The 5142-nt window shown below is 54.8% G+C and carries 4 protein-coding genes; 2 read left to right on the forward strand and 2 right to left on the reverse strand.

From position 1 onward, the window contains the following. Positions 1-261: 261 nt before the first annotated feature. Together ACOCD2_RS04120 and ampD are read right to left on the reverse strand one after the other, a co-directional pair. A complete protein-coding gene (locus tag ACOCD2_RS04120) occupies positions 262-1080 on the reverse strand; it encodes a helical backbone metal receptor (RefSeq protein WP_293645341.1) in 819 nt (272 codons plus the stop codon). Then, a complete protein-coding gene (gene ampD, locus ACOCD2_RS04125) occupies positions 1080-1628 on the reverse strand; it encodes a 1,6-anhydro-N-acetylmuramyl-L-alanine amidase AmpD (RefSeq protein ID WP_293645339.1) in 549 nt (182 codons plus the stop codon). The genes ACOCD2_RS04120 and ampD overlap by 1 nt, the downstream gene beginning before the upstream one ends. A gap of 316 nt (positions 1629-1944) precedes the next feature. Between ampD and ACOCD2_RS04130 the strand changes: the two genes are divergently transcribed. Both ACOCD2_RS04130 and ACOCD2_RS04135 read left to right on the forward strand, forming a co-directional pair. Then, on the forward strand, positions 1945-4113 hold the full coding sequence (locus ACOCD2_RS04130) for a DUF1631 family protein (RefSeq protein WP_293645337.1): 2169 nt from the start codon (positions 1945-1947) through the stop codon (positions 4111-4113). A gap of 97 nt (positions 4114-4210) precedes the next feature. Continuing rightward, complete coding sequence (locus ACOCD2_RS04135; protein ID WP_293645335.1) at positions 4211-4795, forward strand: hypothetical protein; 585 nt, start codon at positions 4211-4213, stop codon at positions 4793-4795. The last annotated feature ends 347 nt before the right edge of the window (positions 4796-5142 follow it).

Here is a 5142-nt window from a genome sequence, read left to right on the forward strand (position 1 = left end):
GTACATCCAGTACATCGCCGCTCCTGCGCATCCCTGCGCCCGCGGCATACTGTACATCCTGTACATAAAAAAACCCCGGTCACGTCCTGTTGTGATCGGGGCTGTCGCCTGGCTTGGTTTATTCGTTCCCTGATTCTTCCTTGATCGTTCGTCCTTGTACGAATTCTTCCTTGTGCTTCCTTGTTTTGGCGACGGGTACAGTGTCTCAGTTCTGCTTTCCCGTGTCTGTAGGGAAGAACGGAAGGCCTTGTAGGAATATTCCTACAATTGCTGGCAGAGTTGCTCCAGTCCTTCGACGATCCGGGGTCCGGGGCGCCCGAGGGTGGAATCGGCAGTGATGATGCTTATGGATTTGTTCAGCCGCTCCTGTGCTGGCTGGCTGGTGATGACAATCCGGGAAGGTGTTGCCAACAGGCTCTCGGCAGAGACGGTGAACACCCCGCGAGGCACGGAGGCAAAAACATTGTGCAGATGGGCCAGATCAAGAACTTCGTTCAACCAGTGTTTGCCTCCGATGGTCATTGGCGGGCTGGGCCATATCTCATAGTAGACGCTGTCGTAAGGGGCGCCGGATCGCCCTGAACAGGCGGCGTCGAGTCGGGCAGTGAAAAGCGCAGCAGCTTTCTGTCCTTTTTCTGCATGACCGGTCAGTATGCCCAGCTTCTTCAGTGTGTCGCCGATAGCGGACAGGGATCCGGGTTCACTCATGAAAACAGGAATACCGGAAGCCTGCAGCCACTGCAGGTCACCGGGGCGGATGCCGGAAGCCCAGGCAACAACCAGATCGGGATTACTGGCAAGCAGCCATTCTCTGTCCAGTCCGCCCAGGGTGCTGGTTTTCGGGATATCGCGCATCACATCCGGATAGTCGAAGAACTGGGCTGCCGCGATGATTTGGGGTGCTGCCCCGATGGCCAGCAGCATCTCGGTGGTATGGGGCGACAGGGTGACAATGCGTTTGGCAGCAGCAGGAAGGACAACGCTGCAGCCCAGATTATCCTCTACCCGTATCTGTGCACACACACTGCTGGATATGAGCACGAATACCAGCAGCAGGGCCGGTTTCAGGAAGCGTCTCATCAGGTATTCAGAAGGGCAAGATAGCGGGGCCAGTCGAAAGCAGGACCGGGGTCGGTTTTTCTGCCTGGTGCGATGTGTTCGTGACCGGTAATGCGCTCAGTGGTGATGTCAGGGCAGACGTCCATTATGGCCTTGCTGAGTTCGGCCAGGCGCTGATACTGGATGTCTGTATAGGGTATTTCGTCGCTGCCCTCGAGTTCGATGCCTACCGAGAAATCATTGCAGCGATGCTGTCCCTGAAAGCAGGATTCTCCGGCGTGCCAGGCGCGCTTTTCCAGGGGCACAAACTGCAGGATTTCGCCATCTCTTTTGATGAGAAAATGCGCCGATACCCTGAGGTGGCTGATTTCCTGGAAATAGGCGTCTTCGGAGGTGTCCAGCCGGTTGAGAAAAAAATCCTCTATCCACGGTCCGCCAAACTGCGCCGGAGGCAGGCTGATGTTGTGTATGACCAGCAGATCCACTCTGGCATCACCAGGCCTTTCATCACAGTTCGGGGAAGGGCAGTGGCGAATGTTTTTCAGCCAGAGGGGAGGAGATGACTTCATGTTGGTGAAATGATTGGCAGGGAATGAATTTAATGGGTTATAATCCTTTCTACTCAATAAGTTGTAAAAATATTTTATATTTGACTTTAATTTTGGCCGGATTTCCTTTATAAAACAAATACCAAGTGCTGCAGTAGGTAAATCAGGGAATCGATGTGATCTGATTCAAAGGATATGTGACGGCAAATGGATTCGTCGCAGTATTGCTGTCAAACTGCATACAGATAAACAGTTTGACAGATTATTTTGGGTTTGCAACAGGAGCCATTGAGCTGGATTTGACCTTATCCTCATGCAGCAGTCCAACACACAATCTATGACGCTGTTTCAGAAGCAGCAGCTGCACATCGAATTCAGTGCCCAGCTGCGTTACTGGATCGATTCCCATCTCGACGGATTTTTCGAGCAACTGGACGAGGAATTCTTCAGTCTTGCGGAAAGTGCTGTCAACGATCTGGCCCAGCGAAGCTATATCGATGCCATTCGGGAATTGCGCCAGAACCGGGAGGTGCTGAGCAGCAACTACCGGGCGCGGGTGTTGCTCGCAACGGAAAAATTTTTCCTCGATTACAGATCCTATCAACAGGAGTTTTTACGCACCCAGGTCCGTATCGGTCAGGATCAGAACTCCATGGAGCTGATCAACCAGGATGTGCTCGAAGAAGACCTGGCAGTAATGCGTGTCGCCCATCATGCGGAGAACAGGCATCTGTCGAGGCTGAAAGAACTGAGCGCCCTGCTGGCCCGCGTGACGCCGACCCAAACCCTCAAACGCAATGAAGTGCCTGTGTCGCCCGGCGTGCTGGCCAACGCTCTGCAGTATGTGCTGCAGGAGTGGTCAGGGGATCTGCAGACCAAACTGTCTTTTTACGAAGTATTTGGAAAACACTGCCTGGACAGGCTGGAAAAACTGTACCCGGACCTTATTTCCCTGCTTGAAAAAGCCGGGCTGAAGCCCGTGGAAAACCTCCTGCAGAAACCGGCACAGGCCCGCCAGCAGCAGGAGCAGCGCAGGACGGGAACTTCCGGGGAAGCGCCCCGGCGTTTTGGCCAGATGGACGAAGGCACTCTGTTCGGGGTTGTGGCTCTGGTGCGCCAGCTGGAGGATGAGCAGAGAGAATCCCTGGGATTGCCCAGCCAGAGCATTGCCGATTTTCCCGAGGACTGGCCGGTGGCTTCCGTGGAAACTATCGCGAATGTCATCGGTATCCTGCAGTCTGAGCTGTCCATGAATCCGCCGCGGGATATTCGTCAGGCACGGGTTACGCAGAATGCATTGAAAGGGCAGCTGGTCTCTGAACTTGGAAAGACGGTTACAGATCAGAAAGTCCGGTTGCAGCGTATCGATCAGCACATCATCGATGTCGTGAACATGCTGTTCGAATACATCCTCGACGACCCCATTATCCCGGCGCAGATGAAAGTGCTGCTGGTGCGTCTGCAGATGCCGGTCCTGCGTATTTCCCTGGAAGACAAATCTTTCCTTACCGATCGCTCCCATCCCGTTCGGGATCTACTGAATAACCTAGCCGCTGCTGCAGCCCGCTGGTCTGATGAGGGCGATTATGCGGAAAACAGCATCTACGGCCGTATCGAGCAGGCGGTACAGAGGATACTCAATGACAGCACTGCCGGCGTGGATCTGTGGATCGAGGTGAATGAAGACTTCGAGACTTATGTTCTGAACGAAGAACGTGGGGCCAGTGTGGCGGAAGAACGGCTGTCGCAGGTCGCCAAAGGCAAGGAGCGTCTTTCACAGGCCAGGCAGGCCGTCGATGAATATCTTACCCGGCTTCTCCCGGCGGCCGTGCCTGCACCCGTGTACCAGATTGTTGATGAGGTCTGGCGTGATGTCATGACGCTGATTCTGTTGCGTGAAGGAGAAGGCAGCAATGAGTGGAACAAAGCCGTACGCGTCCTGGAAAGACTGATCGACAGTATCATTCCCCGGGCCGATCCCGAAGAACGTCAGATCCAGATGGCGAAAATCCCCCTGTTACTGGCTGATTTGCGCCGCGGCTTCGCCTCCATCTCCTACGACAGCGGGCGGGCTGCAATGATGTTCAAGCAGCTCCAGCAGTGCCACGTGACCACTTTGCGGGGATTGCAGCCTGCGACCATGAAATACCAGCCGCATGAAAAAGCTGGCATGGAAGGTGGCAGCCTTGAAGCGATCCTCAGTGATGAGTTCATGCAGCAGGCGAGTGAACTGAAACAGGGACAGTGGATCACCTGGACCACGGGGGCCGGCAAGGAATTGCGCGGAAAGCTTTCCTGGCGCAGTGAAGTGACCGACCTGATGCTGTTCGTGGATCTGCGCGGCAGGCGTGTCGCCGAAATGTCCAGCAGTGAGCTGGCAGACCTGCTCCGCAGCGGGCGGGCCAGCCTGCTGACCAGCATAGACCGCCCCATCATCGAGCGGGCGCTGGCGGCAATCTACAACACCCTGACCCGGCAAATGCCGGGGCATGTCCTGCCGGCCTAAGCCCTGTCACGGCGTCAACCGCCGTGATCCCATTTTCCGTGTCTGCAGGTTTGTGCCGGTACATTGACAGGGACGATAAACCCGGAGGAAAAGGCGTATGGCAGGGATGCGGCAAGCACAGTCAGGGGAAGCGGACAGGAAGTCAGCGCGCATGCCCGTCATCAACAGGCTCAAACAGGTGCTATTCCCCCTGCACATTCATATTGCCACCCTGTTCATCGGCCTGATCCTGGCGGTCGGTCTGGTACTGGGGTGGTTCAATTACCACAAGAACGCCGAAGTCATCCTGTCTGCATCCGAACAGCTGTTCGATCAGATCAACCAGGAAATCATGACGCATTTTCGCCAGGTAAGCGCACATACGGGCAGCGATATCGATCTGCTGGTGCTCACCCCCATCGTGCGTGCCGGCACCCTTCCCGAACGGCTGAAGGCGCTCCCCTTGCTGGCAACTGTGCTTCGGGACGAGCCATCACTCTCGGCGGTGCAGGTAGGCTATGACAATGGCGACTACTTTGTTGTGCGGCCCCTGTACAGCCGTTTCATGCGACAGCGTTTCCAGGCACCTGAAGGAGCGGTTTTCGTGGCAGACAGTATCACTGCCGATACCGCGGGTGTCGGGTACCATGTGATTATATTCCAAAAAGGAGCTATCCTTTGTTCCGAACCCGCCAGATATTGAACGACTGGCTCACGCAAAACCTGGAGGAAGCATAACGCCATGGTTATCCATCCACAAGCCCGTACAACACCAAAGCTGCGTGCTGAGATCAAGGCTCAACGTGATCGTAAGCAGGTGGATCTTGCCAAGCAATACAATGTTACACCACAGACTATCCGGAAATGGCAAAACTCGGGATGAGTTCACCGACAAAAGCCATCGTCCTCATCGCCTGCAAACCAAACTCAGGGCCTCGGAAAAAATAAATTACCCCAAATCAGGTGCTGATTACGGCCCCAGAATGTTTTAAAATACAGTCATGTTGATGACGAAGAGAAACCAAATGTAAAGGAGTCGTTATTGTGGAA

This window comes from Thiolapillus sp., from assembly GCF_048562965.1.
Lineage (GTDB): Bacteria > Pseudomonadota > Gammaproteobacteria > Chromatiales > Chromatiaceae > Thiolapillus > Thiolapillus brandeum_A.

Excerpts from the sequence above, each read along its gene's own strand:
- ACOCD2_RS04120 (WP_293645341.1), bottom strand. The coding sequence starts at position 1,080 with ATGAGACGCTTCCTGAAACCGGCCCTGCTGCTGGTATTCGTGCTCATA.
- ampD (WP_293645339.1), bottom strand. The coding sequence starts at position 1,628 with ATGAAGTCATCTCCTCCCCTCTGGCTGAAAAACATTCGCCACTGCCCT.
- ACOCD2_RS04130 (WP_293645337.1), top strand. The coding sequence starts at position 1,945 with ATGACGCTGTTTCAGAAGCAGCAGCTGCACATCGAATTCAGTGCCCAG.
- ACOCD2_RS04135 (WP_293645335.1), top strand. The coding sequence starts at position 4,211 with ATGGCAGGGATGCGGCAAGCACAGTCAGGGGAAGCGGACAGGAAGTCA.